Below are 26,048 nucleotides of genomic sequence, written 5' to 3'. Positions count from 1 at the left end.
TCAGGCGGCGCGCAGCCGCTCCACTTCGTCGACGACCTGCTCCAGCCAATGATCGCGAATGCCCATCTGCTTGAGATGCATCGCCGTGTTGAAGACATAGGCATCATTCGGGCCTGACTGACCCTTGGCCTGGTTTACCACCCGCGCCGCCTCAGATGCGTCGAGCGTACCGGCATATTGCTCATGGTCGCGATCAGCAATGTAGGTAACCGCCTCCGCCCTGCGGCCTCCCGCAAATTGCAGCCGCACCCGGCGCTCCAGATAGACATTGGTAACCAGCTCGCGAGCGCGGAGATAATCGATCACCTCATCCCATTTTTCCGGGGAAATGCGGAAAGCCATGCCGCGGCAGGCGCCGCCCCTGTCGAGGCCGAGAACCAGGCCCGGATTGTCGCGCGTGCCGCGATGGACAAAGGAGCGGACGCAGAGCGAACGCCTGTAGCCGTAGATCAGGGCCTCAGCCCGCTCCATGAACTCGAAGCCCGGATTCCACATCAGCGAACCGTAGCCAAATACCCAAATTTCGTCCATATCGCACGCCAGACCGGAATCACATTTGCGATTCACCATTGGAGAACATCATGGCAGCGTCAAGCCAATCCGGCAGCAGCCAATCCAGCAGCGGCAAGAAATTCTGGTTGCTGGGTGGCGGCATCCTGCTGGTGATCGCGCTTTATACCGGCGGCTGGTTCTATGCGGCGTCGACGCTGAAGACCACGGTGCTGAAGGCGATCGCACCGCGCGACCAGGCAGGTGTCAGCGGCGAATGCTCCGATATCGAATTCCGCGGCTATCCTTTCCGCATCGGCCTGTTCTGCTCCAAGATCGATGTAGACGACCATGTCAACGGCGTCTCGGCCACCTTCGGGGCGTTGCGTTCGGCAGCGCAGGTCTACGCACCCGGCAATATCGTCTGGGAGCTCGATTCGCCGGCCGCGATCCGCACCAGCAATGGCCTTTCGATCTCGGCCCAATGGGCAAACCTGAAAGCAAGCCTGGCGACGAGGTTGCGGGGCATTGACCGCAGCTCAACGGTCATCGAGGGCCTGAAGGCGACGGCGGTCTCCTCCTACACCGGCCAGACCATCAGCTTCGATGCCGCTCGCACCGAAATTCAACTGCGCCAGAACGGTGCCGATCTCGACGGCGCGATCTCCGTGCAGGATGCCAACACCGCGATCAAGGACTGGCCGCAGATCTTCCCGAAATTCTCTGCCAGCATCGATCTGACCTTGGCCGGCAAGGCCGGCCTGATCGACGGCAGCGATCCGAGCGGCCTCAATGGTGCCACCGGCGAACTGCGCCGCATCGTCGCCGACATCGGCGACGGCAAGGTGATGACGCTGACCGGCCCCTTCTCCTTCGACGAACAGGGCCTGCTCTCGGGAAAATTCAAGCTGGAGATCGAACAGCTCGGCCCCTGGGGCGACAGCCTGAAACAGGCCTTTCCGGATATTGCCTCGACCGTCAAAACGGCGACCAAGCTCTTGAAATCGCTTGCGGGCGGCAAAGACAAGGTCTCGGTCGATCTCGTCGTCGATCACGGCAACGCCACCGTCAGCGGTTTCATCCCGCTCGGCCGGATACCGCCGATCTGACATATGTCGCCTCTCAGCCTATCCGCTTGACGAAGAAGACCTCAGGCACCGACTGCAGCCCCGGCAGCTCGATCGCGCCGGTTTCGGTAAATCCATTGCGGCGATGCCAGTCCTGAGGGCGGCTCTCGTCGCATTCGCTCGAAGTCATCAGCAGGCGGGCGCCGTCGCCGCGCATCGCCCCTTCCCAGGCGTCAAACAGCGCCGTTCCGACGCCCAAACGGCGGTGGCCGGGCAGGACGCGGATCATCTCCATGTAGGGAACTCTGCCCCAGAAGCGGGAGAAGCGCAGGAAACCGACGATCTCGCCGGCTTCCCTGGCAACGAGATATTCGCCAAGCGCCACGCATCGCGATACCCAGGCTTGACCAGCGCTGGCATCCTCGCGAACGAGCCAATCAATATCCGCCTGGCTGGCGCACGCCACCGCCACCATTGCGGTTACTTCTTGTCCAGCGCGTGGCGGCCGAAATCAGGCGCATCGACATCCTGGCCGGCCTGGATGATCGAGCGTCGGATGGCGCGCGTGCGGGTGAAGAGTTCGAAGATCTTGTCGCCCTCGCCCCAGCGGATCGCGCGCTGCAGATAGGCGAGATCCTCCGAGAAGCGCGCCAGCATTTCGAGGATCGCATCGCGATTGTGCAGGCAGACGTCGCGCCACATGGTCGGGTCGGAAGCCGCAAGTCGGGTGAAATCGCGAAAGCCGGAGGCGGAGTATTTGATGACCTCCGACTCGGTCACCGTCTCCAGATCGTCGGCGGTGCCGACGATGTTGTAGGCGATGATATGCGGCAGGTGCGAGACGATCGCCAGCACCTTGTCGTGATGCTCCGCATCCATTTCGTCGACCTTCGAGCCGAGTGCTTCCCAGAAGCTGCGCAGACGCTTCAGCGCCATCTCGTCGGTACCAGCGACCGGCGTGAAGATACACCAGCGGCCTTCGAAGAGGCCCGGGAAGCCGGCATCCGGGCCGGATTTTTCGGTGCCGGCCAATGGGTGGCCGGGAATGAAATGCACATTATCAGGCATATGCGGCAGCATCTGCGCGATGACCGAGGCCTTGGTGGAGCCGACATCGGTGACGACAGCCCCGGGCTTCAGGCTAGCGGCTATCTCCTTCGCCACGCTTTCCGAGGCGCCGACCGGCACCGAGACGATCACCAGATCGGCATCCTTGACGGCATCGGCCGAAGACGTCGTGTAGCGGTCGCCGAGACCGAGCTCTTCGGCCCGCTTTAGCGTATCGGCGCTACGCGTCGCGACGACGATCTCCTTTGCAAGGCCGAGCCGCCTGATGTCGTAGGCAAGTGAAGAGCCGATCAGGCCGATGCCGATCAGCGCGATACGATCGAACTGCACGTTCATGCCCTGCGTCCCATGAATTCGGTGAGTGCGGCGATGACGCCGCGATTGGCCTCGTCGGGGCCGATGCTCATCCTGAGCGCATTGGCAAAGCCATAACTGCGCACGGCGCGCAGGATGTAGCCGCGGCTCGTCAGGAGATCATCGGCATCGGCGGCGCGCTTGCCGTCGATCTCGGGGAAATGGATGAGGACGAAGTTGGCGACGGACGGCGTCACCTTCAGGCCGATCGCTTCGAGCGCCTGGGTCAGCGTCTCCACCCACATCTGGTTGAAGGAGACGGCTTGCTGGATGAAGGCCTGGTCGCGGATCGCCGCGGCACCGGCGGCGATTGCCGGCGCGTTCAAATTGAACGGCCCGCGGACGCGGTTCACCGCGTCGACGATCTCGGCCGGCGCATACATCCAGCCGACCCGCAGCGCCGCAAGCCCGTAGGCCTTCGAGAAGGTGCGGGTCATCACCACGTTGGCGTTGGAGGACACCACCTCGATGCCGGCTTCATAATCGTTGCGGCGCACATATTCTGCATAGGCGGCATCGAGCACCAGCACGACATGTTTCGGCAGCCCGGCCTGCAGGCGGCGGATCTCGCTGACTGGGATATAGGTGCCGGTTGGGTTGCCGGGATTGGCGATGAAGACGATCTTGGTCTTCTCCGTCACCGCCGCAAGGATCGCGTCGACATCGACGGTATGATCCTTTTCCCGGACGACGACAGGCGTGGCGCCGGCGCCGAGGATCTGGATCTTGTAGACCAGGAAGCCGTGCTCGGTGATGATGCCCTCGTCGCCGGCGCCGAGATAGACATGGCAGAGCAGGCCGAGCAATTCGTCGGAACCGTTGCCGCAGAGAATGTTTGCCGGGTTGAGGCCGTGCACGGCGGCAATCGCCTCGCGCAGTTCCACCGCCTGCCCGTCCGGGTAACGCCCCAGATTGTCGGCAGCAGCCTTGAACGCATCGACCGCCTTCGGGCTGGCGCCGAGCGGCGTTTCGTTGGACGAAAGCTTGTAGACGCGGGCAACACCCGGCGCATGTTCCTTGCCCGGCACATAAGATGCGATATCGAGAATACCGGGACGCGGAACGGGCTTGCTCATCTCAACGCTCATGGATCGACCTTGGAACTGCCGGAAATTACCAGGTGGCATTAAAGTGGAATGCGGTTCTTGTCGAGAGCCGGGCGGCGTCACCGGCTGCGTGTAGTCGGCACGCCATGGGGTGCCAGAACCGGCACGAAGACGCGGCGGGAGGCCCGCGCCGCGACCGGCAGCCCCTGATAGAGCCGCTTCTGCGCCTCGACGATGATGACGCCTGAGAAAGCCGGCCACAGCGTCCGGCCGATCCGCTCGAAGGCGCGGCGAAGGCGCAGGATGGTCCTGAGCTTCGAGGGCGGGAAGAACAGCGCTTCGGCCGTCGCGCCGGGCGTAAAATTCGTTTCGCGCAGCAGATGCGTCAGCTGACCGCGCGAATAGGGCCGGCCAGAGCCGAAGGGCGTGTGCTCCATGCGCGCCCAGACGCCGCGCCGGTTCGGCACGACGATAATCAGCCGTCCGCCCGGCGCCAGCACCCGCCAGACTTCCTTCAGCGTCTCGCGCGGGCTTTCGGCGAATTCCAGCGAATGCACCATCAGCACCCGGTCGATCGAGGAATCCGGCAGCGGCAGTTCCTCGTCGAAAATCAGCGCCGTCGACGAGAGCGAGCCCATCGGCCAGTTCACCGCGCCCTGCCCGGCCGGCATGAAGGCGAAGGTTCGCTCGGTATCGGCCTGGAAGTGGTCGAGGAAGGGCACGGCATAGCCAAGACCGACCAGACGCTCTTGCGGCAGCCGCACCCAGAGCGAGGACAGCGCCATGGCGATCGACTGCTCGGCAAAGCGCCCGAGCTCGGAGTGGTAGAACTGGCGTAGGTCGACGATATCGGCGTGCATTGCGACAAATGTTATCAGCGGGCGGTTGGACTTCAAGGCCGGAACCTCTACATTTCCGCGAGACTCGCATGACAAGGGATTATTGAACGATGAAACCTTTGGAATTAGACGTTTTTCTCTGCCGCACCGACAATTTCGGCGTTCTCGTCCACGATCCGGAGACAGGCTTTACCGCGGCGATCGACGCCCCGGAGGAGGCGCCGATCCTGCAGGCGGCGACACGCCGCGGCTGGAAAATCACCCATATCTTCACCACCCATCATCACACCGACCATGTCACTGGCAACCTGGCGCTGAAGGAGCAGTTCGGCTGCGAGATCATCGGCCCGATCAACGAGGCGATTGCCATTCCCGGCCTCGACCGGACGATGGCCGATGGCGACAGCTTCCTTTTCGGCGATCACACCGTCAACGTCATCGAGACGCCTGGCCACACCGCCGGCCATATCTGCTATCACTTCGTCGACGACAAACTGCTCTTTGCCGCCGATACGCTGTTTGCGCTCGGCTGCGGCCGGCTGTTCGAACGCCCGGCCGCCGACATGTGGCATTCGCTGCAGAAACTCGCCGTGCTGCCCGATGAGACCGCCGTCTATTTCGGCCACGAATACACCTTGTCCAATGCCCGCTTCGCACTGACGGTCGATCCCGACAATGAACGTCTGAAGAGCCGCGCCGCCGAGATCGAGGCCTTGCGCGCCGACGGCAAATTCACCATCCCGACGACGCTGGGCCTCGAAAAGGAAACCAACCCGTTCCTGCGCGCCGCCGATCCGGCGATCCGCCGCAATCTGCTGATGGAAGGCAAGACCAATGAGGAAGTCTTTGCCGAGATCCGCAAGCGCAAGGACAATTTCTGATGTCTCCCGAAGACATCATCCGCGGACTCGCCATGCAGCCGCATCCGGAAGGCGGCTGGTACGCTGAGACGTTCCGCGATACGGCGGGCGGAGAACGCGGCCACTCGACGGCGATCTATTATCTCCTAACCAGGGGACAGCGTTCCCACTGGCATCGCGTCCATGACGCGGTGGAGGTCTGGCATTATTATGCCGGCGCGCCGCTCTCGCTGCATCGCTCCGAAGATGGGAAGGCGAGCGAGACCCTGACGCTCGGAACCGACCTCCCGGCCGGCGAGCGGCCGCAGGCGATCATTCCCGCCAATTGGTGGCAATCGGCCGAAAGCCTCGGCGATTTCACCCTTGTGGGCTGCACCGTCTCACCCGGCTTTACGTTTTCGAGCTTCGAGATGGCACCATCAGGCTGGACGCCCGGCGGCTGAGATCATTCCGCCACAATCGGCGGCTGGATCTTGCGGCGGAACATGTCCTGGGCGGCCAGCACCGCCCCGCCGGTGACCAGCAGGCAGGCAAGCGCGATGCGCCAGCTCGGCTCGGCAAACCCGAACAGCACCAGAATTAGCGTCGAAAGCAATGGTGCGGCATAACTTGCCGCGCCGAGGATCTGGATGTCGCCGTTCTTGACGCCGTAATCCCAGGCATAGAAGGCAGCCCCGACCGGCAGGAGCCCGAGCCCGGCGACGGCGAGCCATTCGAAACCCGTCGCCGGCCAGACGGTTGTCTCCAGGCCGAGATGGCAGACGAGCGACAGGATCGAGGTCGCTAGGCAGAAACCGGTGACGACATCGGTGGAGACGGCGTCGAAACGCCGGGTCAGCAGCGAGTAACCGGACCAGGTGAAGGCGCAGAGGAAAGCGGCGGTGTAACCGACGGCATAGGCGCCGTTAAAATCGATGCCGTTGCGGCCGACGATCAGGAAGGTGCCGCAAAGCCCGGCAAGGGCGCCGGTAACATGATACCAGCGCAGCCGCTCGCCCGGCAGCAGCGCCGAGCCGACGACGATCAGCAGCGGCCAAAGGTAGGCAATCAGCCCCGCCTCGACCGCCGGCGCGTTTCTGAGCGCAGTGAAATAGAGGAAATGATAGCCGAACAGCCCCGAAATACCGGTCACCCAGACCTTGGCCGGCTGCTTCAGCAGCGCCAGCCGCGACGGGTTGAGGGCAAGCACGGCGAGCCCGGGAATGCTGCCGATTGCAAAGCAGACCGCCGAAAGCTGGAACGGCGGCATCTTGCCGGAGGCGGCCGTCAGCAGCGCCAGGAACGACCACATCAAAATGGCGGTAAAACCGATCAACGTCGCGCGAAGCTTCACCCGTCCCCCTTTGACGGAGGATGATCTCCGTCAGCTGCTGCCGTATTTGACGGCAGTGATCGTCACCATTCCATATTCTGTGGGAATGCGCACATAGACGGGAGCGTATACATTTGCCGCCTCCGACTTGGCAAACCAGATTTCCATCCGGTCGCTCTTGCTGAGATAGACGATGTCCTTGCGGCCCTTCTTGTAGCCCGAGCGCGGCACGAAGCGCACGCTGCAGACAGTCGCCTTGCCCTTGAAGCCGTTGGTCGAGAAATCCTCGTCGCCCTTCGGCGACAGTACCAGATCCATGCGCGTCTCGCCGTCGAAGATCGGCAGCGTCTGCGAGCAGACCTTGGTATCGCCGGTGAAGACCAGGCCGGAGATCGGATCGAGCACCGAGCGCATATCGCGCGGCGTCACGTCGATCCAGTTCTTCGGACGTTTCGGCGGCGGTGTCGTCGTCGCCGAGACGATGTTGCCGTCGCGGTAGCTGACCTCGTAGACGCGGGCTTTTTTGCCGCTCTTGTAGTAGAGCGAATAATTCTGCGCCTGCAGCCGGTCGTTGCGCACGACGCCGGTGACGCTGGTTTTGGCCGAAATCGTCGTCACCAGATCGGCAAGACCGGCCGAGTTGATGCTGCCGGCGATGTTATAGCTATGATCGTCCTCGATCTTCGTCAGAAACGCTGCGCGGGCGATCGGCAGGCCGGCAAGCGTCACCCGGTATTCCGTCCGATGCTGGATTTCGGCCGCCGCTGCCGGTATGGCAAGCAGCGCTGTGATCGCCGAAATGAAAATCCGTCTGCCCGAATGAGCCATGAATAAAGCCTTGTCTTGCCGCGCGCCGGCAGCCTTTGCTAGAGCGCTCTATACTCCTGCCGTGAAGGGAAGAAAACAGCAGCTTTTTGACAGAATTGCGGGAAAGGCCAAGGTTTGGCTTGACGCGCGCAGCCTGCCTGACTATAGAACCGCAACTTTCCAATCATGCCCGTTGGATTGCGCGCCTGGTTTTGACCGGGATGGCAATTCGATGGCCCGACAAAAACAAGAATAGGTGTTCCATGTCCCGCGTGTGCGAATTGACCGGCAAGGCCGTCCTGACTGGTAACAATGTCAGCCATGCCAACAACAAGACCAAGCGCCGGTTCCTGCCGAACCTGTGCCAGGTCACGCTGATTTCCGACGCCCTCAACCAGCGTTATCGTCTTCGCGTTTCGGCTGCAGCCCTTCGCTCCGTCGAGCATCGTGGCGGCCTCGATGCCTTCCTGCTGAAGGCCAACGAAACCGAACTGTCGATGCGCGCGCGCCTGCTGCGCCGTCAGATCGTCAAGAAGACCGCCGAAGCCGCTGTTGCTGTTGCTGCCTAAGCTTCTGCCCTTCTTTCATACGGCTTTAAAGGCTTGAACGGATGATACCGGACAAGCCTTTTGCTTTGCCGGCCCGTCGCTCCAACTGGTGGCATCACCCAGGATAAAAAAATGCCGAAGACCCGCTATACCATCGCCTATGTCGCGCTGATGACGCTCGTCGTCGTCGCCTCCAACTTCCTCGTGCAGTTTCCGCTGAACGCCGAAGTCGCCGGCATTAATCTTGCCGACATCCTGACCTGGGGCGCCTTCTCCTATCCGATCGCCTTCCTGATCACCGATCTGACCAACCGCCAGTTCGGCCCGCAGGCAGCCCGCAAGGTCGTCCTTGCCGGCTTCGTCGTCGGCGTCACGCTCTCCTTCTTCACCTCGGTGCCGCGCATCGCCATCGGCTCCGGCTCGGCCTATCTCGCCGGCCAGCTGCTCGATATCGCCGTCTTCAACCGCCTCCGCCGTCAGGCCTGGTGGCGCGCGCCGCTGGTGGGATCGCTGATCGGCTCGGCGCTGGATACGGTGATGTTTTTCTCGCTGTCCTTCGCCGCGTTTTTCGTCTTCCTCGGCCCGAACGAGCCCTTCGCGCTGGAAGCCGCCCCCGTGCTCGGCGTCTTCGCCAGCGAGGCCCCGCGCTGGATCTCCTGGGCGATCGGCGATTTCGCCGTCAAGATGATCGTCGGCCTCGTCATGCTCTTGCCCTATGGCGCGCTGATGAACGTGCTGCGGCCGATGCAGGCCGCCCGCGCCAGCTGAGTTAAAGCGCGTCGCGGTCAACTTGATTCATGCGACGCGCTTTAGCTCTTTGTTTTTATGCATGTCGTTATCCGGGAACCGCTGCACACTTCCCGGCGACATGCATGAGCTCACCGCCGCCGTCGGACCGCTCCGGCGGCGATGGCCGGATGCAGAAGAACCCCTGCAGCCAGCTCGTCGATCTCAAGCGACGAATCGAGCCGCAACACCGGCGCCGTCTGCATTTCCAGCCATTGCTCATGCGCTGAAAGACTGCGCCGTTCAGGACCGGCCGTGTCGTAGCTTGCCGCCCATTCCAGGAACTGCCCGCTTTTTACTTCCATGTCGCCGCCAGGCCCGATCCTGTCTCCGTATCGGGCCACCTCCCGCGCGCGGATCCGCGCCATCCGAAGCTCCGGCTCGATCCTGAGGAACACGATCAGATCGTAGAGCGGCTCCAGCGGCGTGCCCCACTTCAGCGCCGATCCGGAAAGAACCCAGCCACCAGGCCGTCCCGTCTCCTCAAGCAACAGCCGAATGCGCTCACCGGCATCCCTCGGCGTGGTGAACGGCGGATCGGTTGGCAGCCAGAAGAAATCGTCGGTGTCGAGATGGGCGATATCGAGCTTCTCGGCGAGCATAAGGCCAAGCGAAGTCTTGCCGGAACCGGACGCGCCCATGACGTGAATATGCACCATGATTTCCTCCGCAAGCCAGCCATTTATGCCGCGGGGCGTGATAGCCGAGACCTATGACATCAGTTTGACGCTTTGTGTTCGGCCTGTTCGGACAGCCGGAACTCCAGCATCAGATTGCGCTGCAGGATCGAATGATTGTCGTCCGACACCAGGATGATATGGGTGCTGCCGTCGGCGGCCTGGAAGGTGTCCAGCCCTTCCATATTGTCGATCTGAGAATTGAAATTGCCTTCGAGCAGCAATTCGCCGTCGACGACGGCGCCGGGCCTGATATCGCCGCCCTTGATGCGCCGAATCCGCATACCGATGCCTTCGGCCATATTGAAGCGACGTTCCAGCAGCAGCAGGTCGCCGTTCGGCAGGAAGGCGCCGTCGGTGATGTCGAAGCTGCCGTCCCGCGCCACCGAGAAACGCCCTTTCAGCGGGCTGTTCAGAATAGCCGCGACCCGGTTCCCGTCGCTATCGAGACCGCGTTCGGAGACGATGACAACGCCGCCCTTGAGCGGGCTCGATGCCGGCGCCACGGTGATGGTCTCGATGCCGCGGTTGTCGCTCAGCATCTTGCGCGGGATGAGGATCGGCAGAGTGACGATCGCGCCGGAATCGGTAAAACCCGGATCGGGATAGACATCGACGCGGTGATCCTGCTCGAAGGAGACCAGGACCCTGTTGCCGTCGAGCGCCAGGCCCTCGGCATCCATATGCCCCTTGCCCTCGAAGCTGCGCCCGGCGATGTTCTTCATCGGGGTGATCTCGACATTGGAAAGGCCGGAAAGCCTGCCCTTGAGGTCGCGCTCGATACTGCCGGTCAGCCATTGGCCGGTGTCGAGCACGACGACGAAATGTTTCTGGTCCGGCCGGAAGCGGATGGCGGAGAGCGAGCCGAACAAGGCTTTGCTGGAGACCATCTCCAGCCCGCCGAGAAATTCCAGAGAACCGAATGTCGTCTGCGAAGAGCCGATCCTGAAATCGGAGATTTGCCGGCTAATGACCGGCACGTCGCCCGCCCAAGAGGGGCACGCGCCGGCAGCGATGCAGACAGCAATCGACACTGCGCGGCAAAGGCGCTTACCAGTCATGTTTCCCTCAGCCGCGTCAGCCGGCACGGCGGAGCCGGCCGCCACGCGACGGGGCGGATTGATCTTCGAACAGCGAGGCGAGCTGCTCGGTCATCGCGCCGGCAAGTTCGTCGGCGTCGACGATCGTCACGGCGCGGCGATAGTAACGCGTCACGTCGTGACCGATACCGATCGCCAGCAATTCCACCGGCGAGCGCGTCTCGATCTGCTCGATGACGGCGCGCAGGTGCCGCTCGAGATAATTGCCCGGATTGACCGACAACGTCGAATCGTCGACCGGCGCCCCGTCCGAAATCATCATCAGAATGCGGCGCTGCTCGCGGCGTGCGAGCAGGCGATTATGCGCCCAGATCAGCGCCTCGCCGTCGATATTTTCCTTGAGCAGGCCCTCGCGCATCATCAGCCCGAGATTGGCGCGTGCCCGCCGCCACGGCGCGTCGGCCGATTTGTAGATGATGTGGCGCAGGTCGTTGAGGCGGCCGGGTGTCTGCGGCTTGCCGCCGGCAAGCCAGCTCTCACGTGCCTGCCCACCCTTCCAGGCCTTGGTGGTAAAACCGAGGATCTCGACCTTGACGCCGCAGCGCTCCAGCGTGCGGGCGAGAATATCGGCGCAGGTGGCGGCAACCGTGATCGGCCGGCCGCGCATCGAGCCGGAATTGTCGATGAGCAGGGTGACGACGGTGTCGCGGAACTGCGTGTCGCGCTCCATCTTGAAGGACAGCGCCTGCATCGGATCGATGATGATGCGCTGCAGCCGGGCCGGATCGAGATAACCCTCTTCCAGGTCGAAATCCCAGGAGCGGTTCTGCTGCGCCATCAGCCGGCGCTGCAGCCGGTTGGCGAGGCGGCCGACCGCGCCCTGCAGGTGTGCCAGCTGCTTGTCGAGGAAGGCGCGCAGGCGCTCTAGTTCGGCGGCGTCGCAGAGTTCCTCGGCGGTGATGATCTCGTCGAACTCTTCGGTAAAGACGTGATAATCGACCTTCTCGTTGAAATCGGCAAAAGGCGTGTTCGGACGGCGGGTCTCGCCCGGCGTTTCCGAATCGTCCTCGCCCTCTTCCATCATGTCGTCGTCGGAAATTTCGGCGCCTTCGGTCTCGCCGTCTTCCATCTGCTCGTCGGCGACTTCGCTGTCTTCGACGGGGGCGGCGTCGGTGCCGGCATCCTCGTCGACCTCGTCCTGATCCTGCTCGTCGCCGCTCGGCTGATCTTCCTGATCCGACTGGTCGTCATTATCGGCGTCGCTGTCGTCGTCGCCGTATTCCTCGGCCATTTCCATGGCCGACAGCATGTTGCGGATGACCTTGGCGAAGGCCTGCTGGTCGTTGATCGCGCTCGACAGATTGTCGAGTTCGGACCCCGCCTTGTCCTCGATGAAGCCGCGCCAGAGGTCGAGCACCTTGCCGGCGGAGGCCGGTGGCCGCTGGCCGGTCAGCTTCTCCCGCACCATCATCGCCACGGCTTCGCCGACCGGTGCGTCTTCCTGGCGCTCGATGCCGGTGAAATTCGCCTTGGAATATTTCTCTTCCGTCATGGAGCGCAGGTTCGACGCCATGCCCTCCATGCGCAGCGCGCCGATCGATTCGACCCGCGCCTGCTCGACAACATCGAAGATCGCCCGGGCGTCCGAGCCCTGCGGCGCCATCGTCGAATGCACCTTCTCGTCATGGCAGGCGAGACGCAGCGCCATGGAATCGCCAAGCCCGCGGGTGACCGCCAGCTCATGCGCCGTCGGCCGCTTGGAAAGCTCCGGCAGCCGGATGCGCTCGCCGGTCATCCCCGGCCGTTCATTGGCGAAGGTCACCTCGACATCGCCGTCGCCGGCGATCGAGCGCACGCAGCCGGTTATCGCCCGGCGTAATGGCTCGACGTCGACAGGTGCGCCGGGCTTTGCTTTCGAATTGTCACCGCGAGCTGCCATGATCGGTCGGTCTCAGGCTCCGAGAACGATATTGGCGGCACTTTCCTTCAGCTCGACGCCGAAGGCCCGCTGATAATGCTCGGCGACCAGAGGGCGCTCCAGCTCGTCACACTTGTTGAGGAAGGTGACGCGGAAGGCGAAGGCGAGATCGCCGAAGATTTCGGCGTTTTCAGCCCAGGTGATGACGGTACGCGGGCTCATGACGGTGGAGAGATCGCCATTCATGAAGGCGGCGCGCGTCAGGTCGGCGACGCGGACCATCTTCGACACGGTGTCGCGACCTTCCTTGTCCTTGCCGAAGCTCTTCACTTTGGCGGCGACGATATTCACTTCGTGATCATGCGGCAGATAGTTCAGCGTCGTCACGATCGACCAGCGGTCCATCTGCGCCTGGTTGATCTGCTGCGTGCCGTGATAGAGGCCGGTGGTATCACCGAGGCCGATCGTATTGGCGGTCGCAAACAGCCGGAAGGCCGGGTGCGGCCGGATGACGCGGCTCTGGTCGAGCAGCGTCAGGCGGCCGGAGGATTCGAGCACGCGCTGGATGACGAACATCACATCGGGACGGCCGGCATCATATTCGTCGAAGACCAGCGCGACATTGTGCTGATAGGCCCAGGGCAGGATGCCGTCCTTGAATTCGGTGACCTGCAGCCCGTCCTTAACGACGATCGCATCCTTGCCGACGAGATCGATACGGCTGACATGGCTGTCGAGATTGATGCGCACGCAGGGCCAGTTGAGCCGTGCGGCCACCTGCTCGATATGCGAGGACTTGCCCGTGCCGTGATAGCCGGAGATCATCACGCGGCGGTTATGGGCGAAGCCTGCGAGAATGGCGAGCGTCGTGTCGCGATCGAACAGGTAGTCGGTGTCGAGGTCCGGCACATAGGCGTCGCCCTTGCTGTAGGCGGGAACGCGGATGTCGGAATCGATGCCGAAGGCCTCGCGGACCGAAACGGTGGTATCGGGCAGTTCTGAAATATCAAGTTCGATCTTGCTCATCATGTCTCCAAGGCGGGTGAAGCCACCCGGCCATACTGTCTCAGGCCATGTCGCAACCGTGACGCCGCGATTTTATTCCGCGCTCGTCCAGGTCGGAACGTCGGCGATGCTTCTCCGGGACTGAAACGAAACCTCGGCGGGATAATGACCGCGTGCGAGCATTCTTGAAAGAGTCCCGGACAAGAAACGCCGCGTCCGGAAGGTCGGCGGAGGCGATGTCGGGAAAACGCACAAATATGAGCCGCGTTTGCCTGCGGCCTCAGCCGATGTGGACCATACCCGATTGAAGCCCAAGAGCAAGGACGGGAACTAACAAAAACCGTTCTGCTTCAACAATTGATAGGCCTGGATAACGGCGCGGAAACGCTCTTCCGAGCCCCGGTCGCCGCCATTGGCATCCGGATGGTGCTTCTTGACCAGTTCCTTGTAGCGGCTCTTGATCTCCGCCGACGTTGCATTGGCGTCGAGGCCCATCGTATCGAAGGCCTTGCTTTCCAGCGATTTCAGCTTACGCGCCTGGGGAAACCGCGGGCCGCTGCCCTTGCCGCTTTCCTTCACGAAACCGAAGGGATCACGAACACGTGTGTAGGCGCCGGAGCGCACCTCCGAATGCAGCGGACTGTCCTTCGCCGCCTTGTTGACGCCGACGGTCCATGTCGGCCGGTGGCCGGTGATCGCCTCTTTCTGGTAGCGCGCGATTTCGCCGTCCGACAGGCCGGAGAAATAATTATAGCCCTTGTTGTAGTCCTTGACGTGCTCGAAGCAGAACAAAAAGAACTGGCCTTCCGCATTGCGTCCCACAGGAGCGCGATGCGAGCCTTTTTTGTCGCAGCCGTCCCACTGGCAGGTAGGCGGGGCCTCCTCTGCCTCCGGCTCGCGTTTGCGGCGTGTTCGGATGCGATCGAAATATTTGGAATCAAGTCTCATGACGGCGCTAATTATGGGGCTGTCGCGACGCGACAACAAGAATTGACAAATGGGTTTGTTGCTGGCTTGGTGGGAACCTTTTTCGCGAAACAGCAAGACCGGATAATGACCCTGCGAACCCGCATCGAAGAAAAGCTTGTCGAAGCCTTCGCGCCCGACCGCCTGAGCGTCATCGACGAAAGCCATCTGCATGCCGGCCATCAGCCCGATATCACAGGCACCGGCGAAACCCATATGCGGGTGAGGATCGTCTCAGTCAAGTTCGCTGGCATGTCGCGGCTGGCGCGCCACCGGGCGATCACCGACCTGTTGAAACCGGAACTCGATGCCGGCCTGCATGCACTGGCCGTCGAACCGGCAGCACCGGATGAACCGACCCGCTGGTAGCGGCACAGCAGCTTATATGGTTGGCTGCAGCCGCTGATCCAAGCCGGATCAGGCTGGTTTTGCGCCGTCTTCCCCAGCCGGGCGGATGCGCAGCTTAGTGATGCGGTTCTTCTCCCGCTTCATGACGACGAAACGCTTGCCATAAAAGGTGAAGGCCTGGCGCTCTTCCGGGATGGTCATCGATTCATGGATGACGAGGCCGGCAATCGTCGTCGCCTCCTCGTCGGGCAGGTTCCAGTCGAGCGCGCGGTTGAGGTCGCGGATCGGCACGCCGCCGTCGACGACGACGGAACCGTCGGCCTCCTGGCGCACGCCCTGGATGTCGATATCGTGCTCGTCGGAAATATCGCCGACGATTTCCTCGAGGATATCTTCCAGCGTGACGATGCCCTGCACCTCGCCATATTCGTCGACGACGACGGCGAAATGCTGCTTGCGCCGCAGGAAGGCGTTGAGCTGATCTTCAAGATTGGTGCTGTCGGGCACGAACCACGGCTTCTGCGCGATCTTGACGATATCGAGGTTCTGCGGCTCCATGTTCGGCTCGGCAAGCGCCCGCAGCAGATCCTTGGCGTGGACGACGCCGATGATGTTGTCGATCGTGCCGCGCCACAAAGGCATGCGCGTATAGGGACTTTCGAGAATGGCGCGCACCACCGCTTCGGGCGGATCGTCGGCGTTGATCGCCCGCATTGCGGTGCGGTGGACCATGATGTCGGAAAGTTCCAGCTCGCTGAGATCGAGCACGCCGCCGAGGCGGTCGCGATCGGCCTTCACCACCGATCCCTCGCGGTGCAACAGGTCGACGGCGCCGCGCAGCTCCTCATGCGCCGTCAGCATCGACGTCTCCCGCGACAGATTGATGCCGAACAGCGCAAGGATCCGGCGGACGATCGCGTTGACGAAGGAAGAAAGCGGGCCGACGACGAGGACGAAGAGCCTGGCCGGAACCGCAATGGCGAGTGCGAAACGGTCGGGTGTCGAAATCGCCCAGCTCTTCGGCAGCACTTCGGCGAAAATGACCAGGATGACGGTCATCGCAAGCGTCGCCAGCGCCACGCCGGAATTGCCGAACAGACCGAGAAACAGGCTGGTGGCAATCGAGGAGGACAGGATATTGGCAAGATTGTTGCCGATGAGCAGCGCGCCGATCAGCCGGTCGCGCCGCTCGATCAGCTGCCGGACGAGGCCGGCGCGTTCGTCGCCGTTGGCTTCAAGCGTATGAATACGGCTGCGCGAAACGGCCGTCAGCGCCGTCTCGGAGCCGGAAAAGAAGGCGGACATCAGCACGAGCGCCGTGATCGAAAGGATCTCCGGCCAATATGTTGCAAGAAATGCCAGAGCGCCTTCGACAGTTGTCACGGATGTTTTTCCCGGAGAAAGCTGATCACTTCGGAAGCCGGCACGTCGTCGGCGACGAAGGACTGGCCGATGCCGCGCGTCAGGATGAAGGTGAGTTTGCCGCTCTTGACCTTCTTGTCCTGGGCGATCGCATCCATCAGCGTTTCAGCCGGCGGCAGCTCGCCCGGAATATCCGCCATACGGGTCGGCAGGCCGACCTCCTTGAGGTGCCGCTCGACGCGCCGCGCATCGTCGGGGCTTGCAAGGTTCATCCGTGCGGAGAATTCGTGCGCCAGCACCATGCCGATCGAAACGCCCTCGCCGTGCACGAGACGGGAGCTGTCATAGGCGGTCGCCGCCTCAAGCGCATGGCCGAACGTATGGCCGAGATTGAGCAGCGCCCGGGGGCCGTTCTCGCGCTCGTCGGCAACGACGACATCGGCCTTCGCCTGACAGCTGGCGGCAATCGCCTCGATGCGGGCGGAACCGCCGGCAAAAACCGACGTCCAGTTGGCTTCCAGCCAGGCGAAGAAATTCGGCTTATCGATCAACCCGTATTTGGCGACCTCCGCGTAACCGGCGCGGAATTCGCGCTCGCTCAGCGTATTCAGCACATCGGTATCGGCCAGAACCAGATCCGGCTGATGGAAAACGCCGATCAGATTCTTGCCGTGGCGGGAGTTGATGCCGGTCTTGCCGCCGACCGAGGAATCGACCTGCGACAGCAGCGAGGTCGGCACCTGCACGAAGCGCACGCCACGCCGCACGATGCCGGCGGCAAATCCCGAAAGGTCGCCGATGACGCCGCCGCCGAGCGCGATGACGCAATCATTGCGCTCGACACGGGCTTCGAGCACCTTGTCGCAGGCAGTCATCAGATGCTCGAAGCTCTTGGTCTTTTCGCCGGCCGGCAGGACGACCGCAGCCGAGGCGATGCCCGCTTGATCAAGACTTGCGACCAGCGCCTTGAGATAGAGCGGAGCGACATTTTTGTCGGTGATAACAGCCGCCTTGCGTCCCTTGAGCCGGGAGGCGATCTCGGCGCCGGCCCGTGCGATCAGCCCCGGCCCGATCAGGATGTCATAGGCGCGCTCGCCGAGCGGCACATGCACCGTCTGGACTGATGAGGCGGAGGATATCGCATTCATGACGCTGCACTTTCCTTCTGAGCTTCGATCACGGCGTTCAGCACCTCGTCGGCCATGATTTCCTTGCGCACGTCGCGCGACAGCACGGTGAGGTCTGCCTGCGCATAGATCGGATAACGCGCATTCATCAGGTCTTCGAGCGTCTGCTTCGGATTTTCGGTCTTGAGCAGCGGCCGCGAGTCGCGCTTGGCGACCCTGTCCCAGAGCACGTCGAGATCGGCCTTGAGCCAGACGGACAGGCCGCCCCTCTTGATATGTCTGCGTGTCCGGTCGTTGATGAAGGCGCCGCCGCCGGTGGAGACGACCCGTGGCCCGCTCTTTAAGAGCCGCTTCACCACCCGCGTTTCCAGCGCCCGGAACTCCACTTCGCCATAGGCCGCGAAGAGTTCGGGGATCGTCATGCGTGACACCCGCTCGATTTCATGATCGCTGTCGATGAATGGAATGCCGAGTTGGGTGGCAACGATCCGGCCGACCGAGGATTTGCCGGCGCCCATCAGTCCGACAAGGATGAGATTACGTGAACCGAGCGCGGCGCGAGCTCTGTCTTTCAAGCTGTCAGCAACGGTCAGCAGTGGTTCACTCATCGGTCCATTCACACTTTGTTTGCAAACCGTATCGACAAATGCAGCTGGAGCGTCAAGTCGCGGACAAGGGAATCAGGCTTGAATACCGCTTCTTGCACTTGCGGATACGCTTCTTATAACAGAAGCAGAGCATGAAGGAGTTGCCGGATGCCGACCCTGTTCCGTTTTCTGTTCGTCTGCGCGATCCTCGCCGGGACGGTCTACGGAGCGATGTGGGCGCTTGTGACCTTCGTCGAGCCCGAGCCGCGCGACGTGACGATCCGCATTCCGTCCGAGCGGGTCAATCCGCCGGCGACGGGCGCGATCGCTCCGACCAGGAAGTGACCGGCATGGTGGATCTCGGCCGCGTCCATGTGGAATCCTTCCTGGAGATGATGAGCGCCGAGCGCGGCGCCGCCGCCAACACGCTGCAATCCTATGAGCGCGACCTCGAAGATGTCAGCTCCTTCCTGCACGAGCGCCGCATACGGCTCACCGAGGCTGCCTCTGCCGATCTCGCCGCCTATCTCTCCTCGCTTGCCCGGAAGGGTTTCAAAGCCTCGTCCCAGGCGCGCCGGCTTGCCGCCATGCGGCAGTTCTACAAATTCCTCTACGCCGAGGGCCTGAGGACCGACGACCCCACCGGCATTCTCGACGCGCCGAAGAAAGGCCGTCCGCTGCCGAAGACGATGGGGGTCGACGAGGTCGGCAAGCTGCTTTCACAGGCTGAGGCCGAAGCGGGGGATCCGGCGCCGGGCCAGCTGCAGCGCCTGCGCATGCTGGCGCTGCTGGAGCTGCTCTATGCCACCGGCATGCGTGTCAGCGAGCTGGTTTCGCTTCCCGCCCGCGTGCTCGACCAGGAAGGCCGTTTCCTGATGATCCGCGGCAAGGGCAACAAGGAGCGGCTGGTGCCGCTGTCGCATTCGGCGCTATCGGCACTGAAATCCTACGGCCGCCTGCTGGCGGCGGAAAATGCCGCGGTCAAGCAGCCGCAGGAAAGCCCGTGGCTGTTTCCCGCCGCCTCGAAGGAGGGCTACCTGCCACGCCAGGTTTTCGCCCGCGACCTGAAGAACCTGGCGATCCGCGCCGGGCTGACGCCGTCGATGATCTCGCCGCATGTGATGCGCCACGCCTTTGCCAGCCACCTGCTGGCCAATGGCGCCGACCTGCGCGTCGTGCAGGAACTCCTCGGCCATTCGGACATTTCGACCACACAGATCTACACGCATGTCCTGGAAGAGAGGCTGCAGCAGCTTGTCCAGACGCATCACCCCCTTGCCAAACAGGCGAAAAAGCACGAATAGGACCGGCGACAAGGGGCGGAGCCAGGAAAACGCCCCGGGCACAAGGAACGGAAACGCACCTCATGCACAATTATCTCGACTTCGAAAAGCCGATCTCCGACCTCGAAGGCAAGATCATCGAGCTGAAGAAGCTCGCCACGGAAGACGAGAGCATCGACACCACCGATGAAATCGGCAGGCTGGAGATTCGCGTCCGCGAGGCGATCGTCGAAATCTATTCCAAGCTCAATCCCTGGCAGAAGACCCAGGTCGCCCGCCATCCGCAGCGGCCGCATTTCGTCGACTACGCCAAGACGCTGTTCCAGGAATTCACCCCGCTCGCCGGCGACCGCAAATTTTCCGAGGATGCCGCGATCCAGGCGGGCCTTGCCCGCTTCCGCGGCCAGCCCGTCGCCGTCATCGGCCAGGAAAAGGGCAACGACACCAAGAGCCGCCTGAAGCACAATTTCGGCAGCCCGCGGCCGGAAGGTTACCGCAAGGCGATCCGCATCCTCGAAATGGCCGATCGTTTTGGCCTGCCGGTGATTTCGCTGGTGGATACGGCAGGCGCCTATCCCGGCGTCGGCGCCGAAGAGCGCGGCCAGGCCGAGGCGATCGCCCGCTCGACGGAAAAATGTCTCGGCGTCAAGGTTCCCCTCGTGTCGATCGTCATCGGCGAAGGCGGCTCGGGTGGCGCGATCGCCATCGCCACCGGCAACAAGGTCTATATGCTCGAGCATTCGATCTACAGCGTCATCTCGCCGGAAGGCGCCGCCTCCATCCTCTGGCGCGATTCGACCCGCGCCCGGGAAGCGGCGACCAACATGAAGATCACCGCTGAAGACCTGAAATCGCTCGGCGTCATCGACGGCATCATTTCCGAGCCGCTGGGCGGCGCCCATCGCGATCCCGACAGTGTCATTGCCGCAACCGGCGACATGATCGCCAATGCGCTCGGCGAAATGGCGTCCCGTTCCGGCGAGCAGCTGCGCAACGAGCGACGCCAGAAATTCCTCAATATCGGCCGCAATCTCTAGAACAGGATGATTTTAGGCCCGGTTGGCCTAAAATCTGTTCCGCAGATCGATGATCGGCGGGTGGACGCCGTGTGCTGGCAGAGACAATAGTCTCCGCGTCCAGCCCCATCGTTCGCAAGCCGGCATCTCAGCCGGCGGCGAACTTCTGGACGGCGGTGACGTCGAAATAGTCCCGCCACTCGACAATCTTGTCGCCTTCGACTTCGAAGATGCCCATGAGCATCACCCGTCCGATTTCGCTGCCGTCAGCGCGCTCGAACCGGTCAAGCCTTTCGGTGAGAACGCGGCATCCGTCAGCCGCGATTGCGAGCATATCGAAATGGACCGTCGAGATGCCCATAATCAGTCGGAAAGGAGTGCCTTATGCAGACTGAGGTGCCGCCGGAATCGCTCGGCATAATCTCCTCCCACCGCGGCAACGACGCTTTGTCGTCCCGCCAGCGCCGCTCGCCACGCCGTGACGCGGGGAAGGTCCTCGAAGATCGACTGCGATACCGCCGCGTCAACAATGTCAAAATAGCGAAAGAGAGGCGCATACACGGCATCGACCATGCTAAAGGCAATTCCGCTGAAATAGGGTTCCGCTGCGATTACAGCCTCCAGTCGCTGTAGCTTGCCCCGAAAGGCGGCACGCTTGGCGTCTGCGGTCGTGCGATCCTTGGCGTTAAGGAATTGCCAGGCTTCGGCTTGAGTCGCAGTGCCATATTCGATCCACGCGCGCTGCTGCGCGCGCGACAGCGCATCCTCGGAGTAGAGCTTGCCGCCACCCCGCGTCTCTTCGAGATATTCGCAGATCACCATGCTTTCGAACAGGATTGCGTCCCTGTCATCCGCCCGCTCCATCTTCAGCAAGGGCACCTTGCCAGACGGCGAAAGCGCCAGGAACCAGTCCGGTTTGTCCGCGAGATCGACGTTGATCCGGTCGAAGGGCACACCCTTTTCCAGAAGGACGATCGCGGCCCGCTGAACGAAGGGGCAGAGCGGGTGGCTGATGAGCGTCAGGCGCGTTGCGGTCATGATGGTCTCTCGATCTTTTGTCGTGGAAAGGTGTGGAACGGGCCGACCGTCAGAGCAGTTGCCCGCCCGAAATGTCGAAGGTGGTGCCGTTCGCCCAGCCCATCTCGTCGGACAGGATGGCCGCAACCGCGCCGCCGATATCGTCGGGCTGCCCGACCCGGCCGAGCGCGATGCCCTGCGCCACGAAGGGCCGGGCGAGATGCACCGCCATGTTGCGGCCGAGGCCCCGGCTAGCGCCGGTGATGATGGCGATCTGTTTGGTCATTGCTCGCTCTTTCGTAAGCTTGTTTGGCGAGGAACTCGGTGCCGCTGCGGCTTCGTTCCGATAAGAGTGAGATAGACCGCTTAGGCGCCGCCGGCCCGCCCAAAGCTCTCAATCTCTTGCCCGATTGTCTCAAGGTCTTTTCTTATTGAAAGAGCGGTGGCATAGAGGGTTCATGAACGAGCACCTTCAACCTCATATCGACATTGCCCTGCGACACGCGCGATCGGGTATAACGATCACTCAGATCCCACGATTGGAAATCGGAGTCGGACAAGCGACCTCAGGCACGTCGCCATGCCTCTACCGATCCATGATCTGCTTCATCCTGCAGGGATCGAAAGATGTGGCGATCCACGACAATTTGCTGCGCTACGACTCAGCGCAATACCTCGTCAGCGCTCTGGATCTTCCCCTTAGCGGCCAAATCCACAATGCCGATGACGGGCGGCCCTATGTCTCGGTGTCGCTGGTCTTGGACCCGTCGCTGCTATCTCAAATTGCGTCCGACATGCCGCCGATCCGCGATCCCGATGCGCCCGGTATCGGGATCGCGATCAATTCGATGACGCAGCCGTTGCGCGACACGCTGCTGCGTCTGCTTACCTTGCTCGATACCCCGAGCGACATACCCGTTCTGGCATCGATGGCGGAGCGCGAATTGCTCTATCGTCTCCTCCAAGGGCCGCAGGGACGATTGCTGCGCCACATAGCGCAGCCAGAAGGCGCGCTTGGTCGCATTCGCCGTGCCGTTGAATGGATCCGCGACCATCAGAACACCCGGTTACGGATCGAGGCATTGTGCGATGTCAGCGGCATGAGCCGCGCCAGCCTGCACCGGCATTTCGTGGCACTGACCAGCCTCAGCCCGGTCCAGTATCAGAAGCAGCTTCGTCTTCAGGAGGCTCGCCAGCTACTGCTCGCGGGCGATCACAGCGCCTCCGACGTGGCCTTTGCCGTCGGTTATGAGAGTGCCTCGCAGTTTAGCCGCGAATACCTGAGGCAGTTCGGTGCGCCACCTGCGCGCGACGTGCGTCAACTCAGACATTCGATAAGCAACCCCGTTTAGTGTTTGGTCCTCGATCACTGGCAGCCTCCCGGAGTGGGAGACCGACATTTTTGCCACAAGGCACTGTGATACGGGATTAGTCACTATTGCGGCGCTAGACTAACGAGCAACTCTGCGCATGGCACAGAACTACGAAACGGTATCCATCATCCGACCATGGAGCAGATGGCCTGTCGAAATCGGGCAGCCACGCAACATCCGGCGTTCAGGCTGGTTAAAAAACCTGAGATGATTAGGCAAGATGTTGAGCCTATTGGGCGGGACTGAAATCCCGCCTCTCGTTTATCTAGAGGACGATCGACACGGAAGGTGATTGAGAAAAGCAACGCCGTCGTTAGTCGAGACGAGAATCTAAAGAAACGAGCAACATTTATGACACGTCTTAATGGAAAGCGTACCCTGATCACCGGTGGCACTTCAGGCATCGGCCTCGAAACCGCAAAGCAGTTTCTGAACGAAGGCGCTCGCGTCATCGTGACCGGCAACAATCCGGACTCCCTTGAACAGGCGAAATCCGCGCTCGGGCCAGAGGTTTTGGTTCTGAAGGCCGACAGCGCGAGCGTCGAGGCGCAACGCGGGCTCGCAAATGCGGTGAAGGAGCATTACGGACAGTTGGACGTTGCCTTTCTCAATGCCGGCATCTCGGTCTGGCAGCCGATCGAAGCCTGGACTGAGGAAGCCTTCAATCAATCCTTTGCCATCAACGTGCGCGGCCCCTACTTCCTGATCCAGGCTCTGCTACCGGTCTTCGCACAGCCCGCTTCCGTGGTGCTCAACACCTCGGTCAACGCCCATGTCGGCGCCGTCAACTCCTCCGTCTACGGCGCCACCAAAGCGGCCTTCCTCAACCTGTCTAAAACGCTCTCGTCCGAACTCCTGCCGCGCGGCATCCGCGTCAATGCGGTCAGCCCCGGCCCGGTCGAAACCCCGCTCTACGACAAGCTCGGTATTCCAGACGCCTATCGGGACCAGGTGAACAAGGACATCGCCTCGACGATCCCCCTTGGCCGCTTCGGCACCGCCGCCGAGGTTGCCAAGGCTGTCGTCTATCTGGCATCCGACGAATCCGCTTGGACGATCGGCACAGAAATCGTGGTCGATGGCGGGCGCACCCTGAACCGCTGATCGGTCCGGTCGTACCCGTTCCAAAGGGTCCGCCTTCGCTAAGGCAAATACAGTTCTCCGCGGTGCCTGAAGCCACGGGCACCGCCTTCGGAGGAGGAAGGTTCCGCGGCAATTTCAACAAGCGTTCGCGGTTGGATACGAGAGCGCCTCCCAATTCAGCCGCGAGTATCTTCGGCAATTTGGCGCGCCGCCGGCGCGGCATGTCCAGGAGATGCGTCAAGCGATTAAACACCCGACGGTGGCTTAGCCGTCTGCGGCGGCGGGCCAATCTCCAAGACGTCGAGCCGATTCCGGCGGATGGTGTCGCCCGGAAATCGCTGAGACTTTTCGGCATCATGTCCGAGACAAGTTCGACTTTCGCCGATTGAGGCCAAATCTTGGCCACATTGATATTATCTGTAGCATTCGCGCTTGCGGGGATGTTCAGGGCAAGTCATAGGCTGGTAAGGATTTATAAAGTATAAGCCGCCTATGATTCCGTCTGATGCCCGAACTCCATAGGCGGACCGGGTCGCTTTATCTTTATGGGCTAGTTTGGATGCGCATACGTCATTTTGCCTATGTTTCCCTCATGGCGCTGGCTCTGACCGGCTGCAATGACGCGTTGGATACCGCGCAGGTCGATCTTTCCAAGGTCAAGAACAAGGTCGAGCAGCCGCTTCCCGCCCATATCCTCACCGCCATGTCCGCCAAGGGCATGGATCGCAATTCGCCGATCATGATCCGCATCTTCAAGGAAGAAGGTGCCATGGAGATCTGGAAGGCGAAGACCGACAACCGTTTCGACAAGATCGCCGATTACAAGATCTGCGCCTGGTCCGGCCGTCTCGGTCCGAAGGTAAAGACCGGCGACCGGCAGGCGCCGGAAGGTTTTTACGACCTAACGCGCGCCAACCTGAACCCCAACTCGAAATATTATCTGGCGATCAACACCGGCTTCCCGAACCGCTACGACGCGGCGAACGGCCGCAGCGGCTCCGATCTGATGATCCATGGCGCCTGCTCGTCCTCCGGCTGCTATTCGATGACCGACCAGCAGGTGCTTGAAATTTACGCCTTCGCCCGCGACGCCTTCAAGGGCGGCCAGGCGACCGTGCAGCTGCAGGCCTTCCCCTTCCGCATGACGGCGGAAAACATGGTCAAGCATCGCCTCGACTCAAGCTACGACTTCTGGAAGATGCTGAAGGTCGGCTACGACAATTTCGAAGTGACGAAGCGCCCGCCCGAGGTGGCCGTCTGCGAGAAGAAATACGTCTTCAACCAGCAGGCAACCGATGGCGGCGCCTTCAATGCCGCCGGCAAATGCCCTGCCATGTCGACGCCGCCGGCGCTGACGGCAGCCCTTTCCGCCTACGGCAAGACCTATGATGCCGATTATGCCAAGGCGATGAGCAAATTCGACGGCATGGCCTGGTACGACCCCTCCGAAGCCGAGCGCAAGGCCGTGGTCGCCAAGACCCGCAAGGGCCGCGAACTGGCTTATGCCCCGACCGGCACCTCGCTGGAAGCCGGCCGCATGGTCAAGGTTGCCGAACTCGAAGACATGATGGCCAAGCGCACAGCTCAGGGCATCGCCGCCAAGACCGCGCCGGGGGCCACGCCTCTCGCCGCTGCCCAGCCGCAGCCAATGGCAGTTGCTGCTGCGACGCCTGCGGCCGTCGCGACCCCGGCAGTGGTGCCGGTGCCGATGCCGAACCCGCTGGCCTATACGGCACCCGAACCGCAGGAAACCGCTGAGGTCGCGGCAAAGAAGCCGTTCTGGAAATTCTGGGCGCGGAACTGAACGGCTTGAACCCCGTTCTCTACGATCTTCGCGGCCTGAAATGCCCCTTCCCCGTGATCAAGACACGCAAGAAGCTTGCCGCCATGGCAAGCGGCACGCTCATTCGCGTCGACACCACCGATCCGCTGGCGGTGATCGACATGCCGCATTTCTGCAATGAGGACGGCCACGAACTGGTCGAGACCGAAAAGACCGAAAGCGGTCACCGCTTCCTGATTAAAAAGGGCTAACTAGCACGGCTTGCTTTGGCGTTGCTCGCCCAGGAC

At 62.2% G+C, this 26,048-nt stretch carries 30 protein-coding genes and 2 pseudogenes; 14 read left to right on the top strand and 18 right to left on the bottom strand.

What is annotated here, in order from left to right; translation table 11 throughout:
- Entirely contained in the window at positions 1 to 531 is a 531-nt protein-coding gene (locus GR197_RS06860; RefSeq protein WP_164007871.1) for a gamma-glutamylcyclotransferase, read from the bottom strand.
- 50 nt (positions 532 to 581) lie between these two features.
- Between GR197_RS06860 and GR197_RS06855 the strand changes: the two genes are divergently transcribed.
- Positions 582 to 1,598, top strand: coding sequence for a DUF2125 domain-containing protein (locus tag GR197_RS06855; RefSeq protein WP_164007869.1), 1,017 nt, complete (start codon positions 582 to 584; stop codon positions 1,596 to 1,598).
- Positions 1,599 to 1,611: 13 nt separating this feature from the next.
- Here the strand turns inward: GR197_RS06855 and GR197_RS06850 are convergent, their stop codons facing one another.
- The 4 genes from GR197_RS06850 to GR197_RS06835 all read right to left on the bottom strand — a co-directional run bounded on the left by GR197_RS06850 (position 1,612) and on the right by GR197_RS06835 (position 4,920).
- A complete protein-coding gene (locus tag GR197_RS06850; RefSeq protein WP_164007867.1) occupies positions 1,612 to 2,031 on the bottom strand; it encodes a GNAT family N-acetyltransferase in 420 nt (139 codons plus the stop codon).
- Positions 2,032 to 2,036: 5 nt separating this feature from the next.
- A complete protein-coding gene (locus tag GR197_RS06845) occupies positions 2,037 to 2,960 on the bottom strand; it encodes a prephenate/arogenate dehydrogenase family protein (RefSeq protein ID WP_164007865.1) in 924 nt (307 codons plus the stop codon).
- Entirely contained in the window at positions 2,957 to 4,054 is a 1,098-nt protein-coding gene (hisC, locus tag GR197_RS06840) for a histidinol-phosphate transaminase (protein WP_204330090.1), read from the bottom strand. The genes GR197_RS06845 and hisC overlap by 4 nt, the downstream gene beginning before the upstream one ends.
- Before the next feature lie 89 nt (positions 4,055 to 4,143).
- On the bottom strand, positions 4,144 to 4,920 hold the full coding sequence (locus GR197_RS06835) for a class I SAM-dependent methyltransferase (RefSeq protein WP_164007860.1): 777 nt from the start codon (positions 4,918 to 4,920) through the stop codon (positions 4,144 to 4,146).
- A 53-nt stretch (positions 4,921 to 4,973) separates the two neighbouring features.
- Between GR197_RS06835 and gloB the strand changes: the two genes are divergently transcribed.
- Both gloB and GR197_RS06825 read left to right on the top strand, forming a co-directional pair.
- Positions 4,974 to 5,744, top strand: coding sequence for a hydroxyacylglutathione hydrolase (gene gloB / locus GR197_RS06830; protein WP_164007856.1), 771 nt, complete (start codon positions 4,974 to 4,976; stop codon positions 5,742 to 5,744).
- Positions 5,744 to 6,166: a cupin domain-containing protein gene (locus GR197_RS06825; protein WP_164007854.1), complete on the top strand. Its 423-nt coding sequence runs from the start codon at positions 5,744 to 5,746 to the stop codon at positions 6,164 to 6,166. The genes gloB and GR197_RS06825 overlap by 1 nt, the downstream gene beginning before the upstream one ends.
- A 2-nt stretch (positions 6,167 to 6,168) precedes the next feature.
- Here GR197_RS06825 and yddG read toward each other — a convergent pair whose 3' ends face one another.
- Both yddG and GR197_RS06815 read right to left on the bottom strand, forming a co-directional pair.
- The gene (gene yddG, locus GR197_RS06820) at positions 6,169 to 7,056 is read right to left on the bottom strand and encodes an aromatic amino acid exporter YddG (protein WP_164007852.1); all 888 of its coding nucleotides are present in this window, start codon (positions 7,054 to 7,056) and stop codon (positions 6,169 to 6,171) included.
- A 30-nt stretch (positions 7,057 to 7,086) separates the two neighbouring features.
- Positions 7,087 to 7,863, bottom strand: coding sequence for a DUF3108 domain-containing protein (locus GR197_RS06815; RefSeq protein WP_164007850.1), 777 nt, complete (start codon positions 7,861 to 7,863; stop codon positions 7,087 to 7,089).
- A 242-nt stretch (positions 7,864 to 8,105) separates the two neighbouring features.
- On the opposite strand from GR197_RS06815, the gene rpmB reads away from it, so the two are divergent.
- Positions 8,106 to 8,411, top strand: coding sequence for a 50S ribosomal protein L28 (gene rpmB, locus GR197_RS06810; protein WP_007632672.1), 306 nt, complete (start codon positions 8,106 to 8,108; stop codon positions 8,409 to 8,411).
- 111 nt (positions 8,412 to 8,522) lie between these two features.
- On the top strand, positions 8,523 to 9,158 hold the full coding sequence (locus GR197_RS06805; protein ID WP_164007848.1) for a VUT family protein: 636 nt from the start codon (positions 8,523 to 8,525) through the stop codon (positions 9,156 to 9,158).
- Positions 9,159 to 9,268: 110 nt separating this feature from the next.
- On the opposite strand, the gene GR197_RS06800 is transcribed toward GR197_RS06805, so the two are convergent.
- The 5 genes from GR197_RS06800 to GR197_RS06780 form a co-directional block, all read right to left on the bottom strand.
- Complete coding sequence (locus tag GR197_RS06800) at positions 9,269 to 9,835, bottom strand: ATP-binding protein (protein ID WP_164007846.1); 567 nt, start codon at positions 9,833 to 9,835, stop codon at positions 9,269 to 9,271.
- A gap of 59 nt (positions 9,836 to 9,894) precedes the next feature.
- Entirely contained in the window at positions 9,895 to 10,914 is a 1,020-nt protein-coding gene (locus GR197_RS06795) for an esterase-like activity of phytase family protein (protein ID WP_164007844.1), read from the bottom strand.
- Between the two features lie 16 nt (positions 10,915 to 10,930).
- Positions 10,931 to 12,832: a cobaltochelatase subunit CobT gene (cobT, locus tag GR197_RS06790; protein ID WP_164007842.1), complete on the bottom strand. Its 1,902-nt coding sequence runs from the start codon at positions 12,830 to 12,832 to the stop codon at positions 10,931 to 10,933.
- Between the two features lie 12 nt (positions 12,833 to 12,844).
- Positions 12,845 to 13,837 carry a cobaltochelatase subunit CobS gene (gene cobS, locus GR197_RS06785; protein WP_007632662.1) on the bottom strand — a complete coding sequence of 331 codons (993 nt, stop codon included), beginning with the start codon at positions 13,835 to 13,837 and terminating at the stop codon, positions 12,845 to 12,847.
- A gap of 309 nt (positions 13,838 to 14,146) precedes the next feature.
- Positions 14,147 to 14,764, bottom strand: coding sequence for a J domain-containing protein (locus GR197_RS06780; protein ID WP_164007840.1), 618 nt, complete (start codon positions 14,762 to 14,764; stop codon positions 14,147 to 14,149).
- A gap of 105 nt (positions 14,765 to 14,869) precedes the next feature.
- Here GR197_RS06780 and GR197_RS06775 point away from each other — a divergent pair, with 105 nt between their 5' ends.
- On the top strand, positions 14,870 to 15,151 hold the full coding sequence (locus GR197_RS06775; RefSeq protein ID WP_164007838.1) for a BolA family protein: 282 nt from the start codon (positions 14,870 to 14,872) through the stop codon (positions 15,149 to 15,151).
- A 48-nt stretch (positions 15,152 to 15,199) separates the two neighbouring features.
- Here the strand turns inward: GR197_RS06775 and GR197_RS06770 are convergent, their stop codons facing one another.
- From GR197_RS06770 to GR197_RS06760, 3 genes are read right to left on the bottom strand one after another with little or no spacing between them, the layout of a single operon-like run.
- A complete protein-coding gene (locus GR197_RS06770; protein ID WP_164007835.1) occupies positions 15,200 to 16,513 on the bottom strand; it encodes a CNNM domain-containing protein in 1,314 nt (437 codons plus the stop codon).
- Positions 16,510 to 17,640, bottom strand: coding sequence for a 3-dehydroquinate synthase (aroB, locus tag GR197_RS06765; RefSeq protein ID WP_164007833.1), 1,131 nt, complete (start codon positions 17,638 to 17,640; stop codon positions 16,510 to 16,512). The genes GR197_RS06770 and aroB overlap by 4 nt, the downstream gene beginning before the upstream one ends.
- On the bottom strand, positions 17,637 to 18,227 hold the full coding sequence (locus GR197_RS06760; RefSeq protein ID WP_164007831.1) for a shikimate kinase: 591 nt from the start codon (positions 18,225 to 18,227) through the stop codon (positions 17,637 to 17,639). The genes aroB and GR197_RS06760 overlap by 4 nt, the downstream gene beginning before the upstream one ends.
- Before the next feature lie 147 nt (positions 18,228 to 18,374).
- On the opposite strand from GR197_RS06760, the gene GR197_RS31910 reads away from it, so the two are divergent.
- The 3 genes from GR197_RS31910 to GR197_RS06750 all read left to right on the top strand — a co-directional run bounded on the left by GR197_RS31910 (position 18,375) and on the right by GR197_RS06750 (position 20,526).
- Positions 18,375 to 18,551, top strand: coding sequence for a hypothetical protein (locus tag GR197_RS31910; protein WP_204330089.1), 177 nt, complete (start codon positions 18,375 to 18,377; stop codon positions 18,549 to 18,551).
- Between the two features lie 5 nt (positions 18,552 to 18,556).
- Entirely contained in the window at positions 18,557 to 19,510 is a 954-nt protein-coding gene (xerD, locus tag GR197_RS06755; protein WP_164007829.1) for a site-specific tyrosine recombinase XerD, read from the top strand.
- Between the two features lie 62 nt (positions 19,511 to 19,572).
- Positions 19,573 to 20,526, top strand: a complete 954-nt coding sequence (locus GR197_RS06750) for an acetyl-CoA carboxylase carboxyltransferase subunit alpha (protein WP_164007827.1) — start codon at positions 19,573 to 19,575, stop codon at positions 20,524 to 20,526.
- A gap of 127 nt (positions 20,527 to 20,653) precedes the next feature.
- Here GR197_RS06750 and GR197_RS06745 read toward each other — a convergent pair whose 3' ends face one another.
- The 3 genes and pseudogenes from GR197_RS06745 to GR197_RS06735 form a co-directional block, all read right to left on the bottom strand.
- Entirely contained in the window at positions 20,654 to 20,866 is a 213-nt protein-coding gene (locus tag GR197_RS06745; RefSeq protein ID WP_246724501.1) for a limonene-1,2-epoxide hydrolase family protein, read from the bottom strand.
- 2 nt (positions 20,867 to 20,868) lie between these two features.
- Entirely contained in the window at positions 20,869 to 21,543 is a 675-nt protein-coding gene (locus tag GR197_RS06740; protein ID WP_164007824.1) for a glutathione S-transferase family protein, read from the bottom strand.
- 49 nt (positions 21,544 to 21,592) lie between these two features.
- Positions 21,593 to 21,730: pseudogene (locus GR197_RS06735) on the bottom strand (3-oxoacyl-ACP reductase); the annotation flags it as partial.
- Positions 21,731 to 21,980: 250 nt separating this feature from the next.
- Between GR197_RS06735 and GR197_RS06730 the strand changes: the two are divergent.
- From GR197_RS06730 to GR197_RS06715, 5 genes and pseudogenes are all read left to right on the top strand, one after another.
- Positions 21,981 to 22,874, top strand: coding sequence for an AraC family transcriptional regulator (locus tag GR197_RS06730; protein WP_164007822.1), 894 nt, complete (start codon positions 21,981 to 21,983; stop codon positions 22,872 to 22,874).
- Between the two features lie 372 nt (positions 22,875 to 23,246).
- Entirely contained in the window at positions 23,247 to 23,999 is a 753-nt protein-coding gene (locus GR197_RS06725; RefSeq protein ID WP_164007820.1) for an SDR family oxidoreductase, read from the top strand.
- 121 nt (positions 24,000 to 24,120) lie between these two features.
- Positions 24,121 to 24,246: pseudogene (locus tag GR197_RS32270) on the top strand (AraC family transcriptional regulator); the annotation flags it as partial.
- 291 nt (positions 24,247 to 24,537) lie between these two features.
- The gene (locus tag GR197_RS06720) at positions 24,538 to 25,782 is read left to right on the top strand and encodes a L,D-transpeptidase family protein (protein WP_164007818.1); all 1,245 of its coding nucleotides are present in this window, start codon (positions 24,538 to 24,540) and stop codon (positions 25,780 to 25,782) included.
- A 5-nt stretch (positions 25,783 to 25,787) separates the two neighbouring features.
- Entirely contained in the window at positions 25,788 to 26,012 is a 225-nt protein-coding gene (locus GR197_RS06715) for a sulfurtransferase TusA family protein (protein WP_164007815.1), read from the top strand.
- The last annotated feature ends 36 nt before the right edge of the window (positions 26,013 to 26,048 follow it).

It is taken from the genome of Rhizobium phaseoli (assembly GCF_010668805.1).
In the GTDB taxonomy this organism is placed as follows: domain Bacteria; phylum Pseudomonadota; class Alphaproteobacteria; order Rhizobiales; family Rhizobiaceae; genus Rhizobium; species Rhizobium phaseoli_A.
The sequence above is the reverse complement of the archived record's forward strand: the minus strand, read 5'-3'. Positions and strand labels throughout refer to the sequence as shown.

Excerpts from the sequence above, each read along its gene's own strand:
- GR197_RS06845 (WP_164007865.1), bottom strand. The coding sequence starts at position 2,960 with ATGAACGTGCAGTTCGATCGTATCGCGCTGATCGGCATCGGCCTGATC.
- GR197_RS06815 (WP_164007850.1), bottom strand. The coding sequence starts at position 7,863 with ATGGCTCATTCGGGCAGACGGATTTTCATTTCGGCGATCACAGCGCTG.
- GR197_RS06780 (WP_164007840.1), bottom strand. The coding sequence starts at position 14,764 with ATGAGACTTGATTCCAAATATTTCGATCGCATCCGAACACGCCGCAAA.
- GR197_RS06860 (WP_164007871.1), bottom strand. The coding sequence starts at position 531 with ATGGACGAAATTTGGGTATTTGGCTACGGTTCGCTGATGTGGAATCCG.
- hisC (WP_204330090.1), bottom strand. The coding sequence starts at position 4,054 with ATGAGCAAGCCCGTTCCGCGTCCCGGTATTCTCGATATCGCATCTTAT.
- GR197_RS31910 (WP_204330089.1), top strand. The coding sequence starts at position 18,375 with ATGCCGACCCTGTTCCGTTTTCTGTTCGTCTGCGCGATCCTCGCCGGG.
- GR197_RS06805 (WP_164007848.1), top strand. The coding sequence starts at position 8,523 with ATGCCGAAGACCCGCTATACCATCGCCTATGTCGCGCTGATGACGCTC.
- GR197_RS06730 (WP_164007822.1), top strand. The coding sequence starts at position 21,981 with ATGAACGAGCACCTTCAACCTCATATCGACATTGCCCTGCGACACGCG.
- aroB (WP_164007833.1), bottom strand. The coding sequence starts at position 17,640 with ATGAATGCGATATCCTCCGCCTCATCAGTCCAGACGGTGCATGTGCCG.
- GR197_RS06740 (WP_164007824.1), bottom strand. The coding sequence starts at position 21,543 with ATGACCGCAACGCGCCTGACGCTCATCAGCCACCCGCTCTGCCCCTTC.
- gloB (WP_164007856.1), top strand. The coding sequence starts at position 4,974 with ATGAAACCTTTGGAATTAGACGTTTTTCTCTGCCGCACCGACAATTTC.
- GR197_RS06745 (WP_246724501.1), bottom strand. The coding sequence starts at position 20,866 with ATGGGCATCTCGACGGTCCATTTCGATATGCTCGCAATCGCGGCTGAC.
- GR197_RS06720 (WP_164007818.1), top strand. The coding sequence starts at position 24,538 with ATGCGCATACGTCATTTTGCCTATGTTTCCCTCATGGCGCTGGCTCTG.
- GR197_RS06855 (WP_164007869.1), top strand. The coding sequence starts at position 582 with ATGGCAGCGTCAAGCCAATCCGGCAGCAGCCAATCCAGCAGCGGCAAG.
- GR197_RS06850 (WP_164007867.1), bottom strand. The coding sequence starts at position 2,031 with ATGGTGGCGGTGGCGTGCGCCAGCCAGGCGGATATTGATTGGCTCGTT.
- xerD (WP_164007829.1), top strand. The coding sequence starts at position 18,557 with ATGGTGGATCTCGGCCGCGTCCATGTGGAATCCTTCCTGGAGATGATG.
- GR197_RS06725 (WP_164007820.1), top strand. The coding sequence starts at position 23,247 with ATGACACGTCTTAATGGAAAGCGTACCCTGATCACCGGTGGCACTTCA.
- cobS (WP_007632662.1), bottom strand. The coding sequence starts at position 13,837 with ATGAGCAAGATCGAACTTGATATTTCAGAACTGCCCGATACCACCGTT.
- rpmB (WP_007632672.1), top strand. The coding sequence starts at position 8,106 with ATGTCCCGCGTGTGCGAATTGACCGGCAAGGCCGTCCTGACTGGTAAC.
- GR197_RS06750 (WP_164007827.1), top strand. The coding sequence starts at position 19,573 with ATGCACAATTATCTCGACTTCGAAAAGCCGATCTCCGACCTCGAAGGC.
- GR197_RS06800 (WP_164007846.1), bottom strand. The coding sequence starts at position 9,835 with ATGGTGCATATTCACGTCATGGGCGCGTCCGGTTCCGGCAAGACTTCG.
- GR197_RS06775 (WP_164007838.1), top strand. The coding sequence starts at position 14,870 with ATGACCCTGCGAACCCGCATCGAAGAAAAGCTTGTCGAAGCCTTCGCG.
- cobT (WP_164007842.1), bottom strand. The coding sequence starts at position 12,832 with ATGGCAGCTCGCGGTGACAATTCGAAAGCAAAGCCCGGCGCACCTGTC.
- GR197_RS06795 (WP_164007844.1), bottom strand. The coding sequence starts at position 10,914 with ATGACTGGTAAGCGCCTTTGCCGCGCAGTGTCGATTGCTGTCTGCATC.
- GR197_RS06760 (WP_164007831.1), bottom strand. The coding sequence starts at position 18,227 with ATGAGTGAACCACTGCTGACCGTTGCTGACAGCTTGAAAGACAGAGCT.
- GR197_RS06825 (WP_164007854.1), top strand. The coding sequence starts at position 5,744 with ATGTCTCCCGAAGACATCATCCGCGGACTCGCCATGCAGCCGCATCCG.